The sequence below is a fragment of the Microbacterium sp. genome (assembly GCF_035554235.1).
Classification (GTDB): domain Bacteria; phylum Actinomycetota; class Actinomycetes; order Actinomycetales; family Microbacteriaceae; genus Microbacterium.
On record NZ_DATMIO010000084.1, the window covers coordinates 1 to 2339 of the forward strand.

Here is a 2339-nt window from a genome sequence, read left to right on the forward strand (position 1 = left end):
ATCGCCTCGGGCGTGGCGAACTGCGCGGCCAGCGTGAGGTCGCCCTCGTTCTCGCGGTCCTCGGCGTCGCAGACGACGACCATCCGCCCGTCGCGGACGTCCTCGAGCGCCTCTTCGATGGTGCTGAACGAGCGGCTCATCTCAGCGCCTTGGCTGAGCGGCCGGCCGGGCCGCCCGCGAACGGATCAGCTTTTCCACGTACTTGGCCAGCACGTCGACCTCCAGGTTCACCATTGTGCCTCTTTCGGCCTGCCCCAACGTGGTGCGCTCGAGCGTCTCAGGGATGAGCGACACCTCGAACGCCTCATCGTCGACCGAGCTCACCGTCAGCGACACCCCGTCGACGGCTATCGAGCCCTTCTCGACGACGTAGCGCAGCAGCGCGGGGTCGGCTTCGATGCGCACGACGCGGGCGAGGCCCTCGTCGCGCACTCCGGCGACGCTGCCGGTTGCATCGACGTGGCCCTGCACCATGTGGCCGCCGAGGCGGTCGCCGGCGCGCAGCGGCAGCTCCACGTTGACCTCGCTGCCCTCGCGCAGCGGCCCGAGCGACGAGCGGCGCAGCGTCTCGGGCATCACGTCGGCGGCGAAGGAGGACGCGTCCGGATCGACGGCGGTCAGGCACACGCCGTTCACGGCTACCGAGTCGCCCGCGGCCAGCTCGCCCGCCAGCGAGGTCGCTATCTCGAGGCGACCGTCTCGGCGCGAGCGGATCGTTCCCTTCTCGGCGACGAGCCCGGTGAACATCACCATTCCTTGAGCCGGGCGACGATCAAGACGTCGTTCTCGATCCGGTCGACATCGACGTGCAGCGCCCGCGGCGAGCCGGCGATCTGCTCGACGCCCATGCCCTCGACGGCCGTGCGCGCGCCGAGCCCCCCGCTCAGGATGGGCGCGATGAACATGCGCGCCTCGTCGATCTCTCCCGCCTCCAGAAAGGCGCCCGCGATGTGGGGACCGCCCTCGAGCAGCAGCGACTGGACATCGCGCGAGCCGAGCTCGTCGAGCGCGTTCGCCACGCGAGCGCTCTCGTTCTGTCCGGTGGCCACGATCACGTCCACTCCCGCCGCCTCCAGCGCCTGCACCGACGTGCGCGCGGCGGCACGCCCACAGACGACGGTCAGGGGCACCTCGCTCACGCCGCGAACGAGCTTGGAATCGATCGGGAGGCGCGCCTCGGAGTCGAAGATCACGCGCCGAGGCTGCCGGGCCACGCCCTCGATGCGAGCCGTGAGCCGAGGATCGTCGAGCAGGGCCGTGCCGATGCCTACGGCCACGGCGTCGGACTCCGCTCGCCAGCGGTGGGCGCGGGCGCGCGAGAGCTTCCCGGAGATCCATTGCGAGTCGCCCGTACGCGTGGCGACCTTGCCGTCGAGCGTCATCGCCGACTTGAAGATCACGAGCGGACGCCGGGTACGAGCGTGCTTGCGAAAGGGCTGGTTGATCAGCCGCGCGGTGGCGGCCGTCTCGCCGTTTTCCCAGACGACGTCGATGCCCTCGTCGCGCAGGATCCCCGGCCCGCGGCCGGCGGCCTGGTCGGTCGGGTCCTCAGAGGCGATCACCACCCGGGCGATGCCCGCCTCGATGATCGCGTCGGTGCACGGAGGCGTGCGGCCGTGGTGGCAGCAGGGCTCGAGCGAGACGTAGAGCGTGGCCCCGGAGGGATCCTCCTCGCAGGCCGCCAGCGCCATCCGCTCGGCGTGCGCCTGCCCGGGCCGCTGAGTGGCTCCCTCGCCGATCACACGGCCCCCCTTGACGATCACCGCACCGACCATCGGGTTGGGGCTCGTCTGTCCGCGAACCTGCTCGGCGAGCTCGATCGCCCTGAGTAGATGAGGGGTGCTGTCAGGCAAAGTTGACTCCTCAGTCAACGATACCCGTCGCCGACTAGCGTTCGGCCGCGTGCACCGCCTCATTTTGGCGCTCATCCTCGTCGCGGGCCTGGCCCTGCGCGTGTGGAACAACGACTACGGGCTTCCCTTCATCTACTCGGTCGACGAGGCGTCGCACTTCACCGACCGCGCGGTGGGCATGTTCCGCGAGGGAATCGACCCCGGCTACTACCAGAATCCCGCGGCCTACACCTACCTCGTCCACCTGCTGCTGCGGGGGATGTACGGGCCGCTCGGCTTCCTCTTCGACCTCTCGTTCGGGAACGTGACCGAGCAGTTTAGCAAGGACCCGGGTGAGATCTGGATAGCGGCCCGCACGCTGGCCGCGCTGCTGTGCATGGGAGGCGTGGCGGCCGTCTACGTGGCCGCGAGGCGGCTCTGGGGCGTGCGCGAGGGTCTCGTGGCGGCAGCCGTGCTCGCGTTTGCCTTTCTGCCGGTGGCCTACTC

The 2339-nt window shown here is 70.2% G+C and carries 4 protein-coding genes; 1 reads left to right on the forward strand and 3 read right to left on the reverse strand.

The genetic code is table 11. The features are described from left to right. The 3 genes from VNT50_RS04180 to ribD all read right to left on the reverse strand — a co-directional run. On the reverse strand, positions 1-140 hold a 140-nt coding region (locus VNT50_RS04180; protein WP_325483847.1), incomplete at its 3' end, for a 3,4-dihydroxy-2-butanone-4-phosphate synthase. A gap of 1 nt (position 141) precedes the next feature. After that, positions 142-753, reverse strand: coding sequence for a riboflavin synthase (locus VNT50_RS04185; RefSeq protein ID WP_325483844.1), 612 nt, complete (start codon positions 751-753; stop codon positions 142-144). Beyond that, the gene (ribD, locus tag VNT50_RS04190) at positions 747-1853 is read right to left on the reverse strand and encodes a bifunctional diaminohydroxyphosphoribosylaminopyrimidine deaminase/5-amino-6-(5-phosphoribosylamino)uracil reductase RibD (RefSeq protein WP_325483845.1); all 1107 of its coding nucleotides are present in this window, start codon (positions 1851-1853) and stop codon (positions 747-749) included. The genes VNT50_RS04185 and ribD overlap by 7 nt, the downstream gene beginning before the upstream one ends. Before the next feature lie 49 nt (positions 1854-1902). Between ribD and VNT50_RS04195 the strand changes: the two genes are divergently transcribed. After that, positions 1903-2339: hypothetical protein (locus VNT50_RS04195; protein WP_325483846.1), on the forward strand; the 437-nt coding region annotated here is incomplete at its 3' end.

What these genes read in the sequence shown, in the direction of transcription:
- VNT50_RS04185 (WP_325483844.1), bottom strand. Translation starts at nt 753, where the DNA reads ATGGTGATGTTCACCGGGCTCGTCGCCGAGAAGGGAACGATCCGCTCG.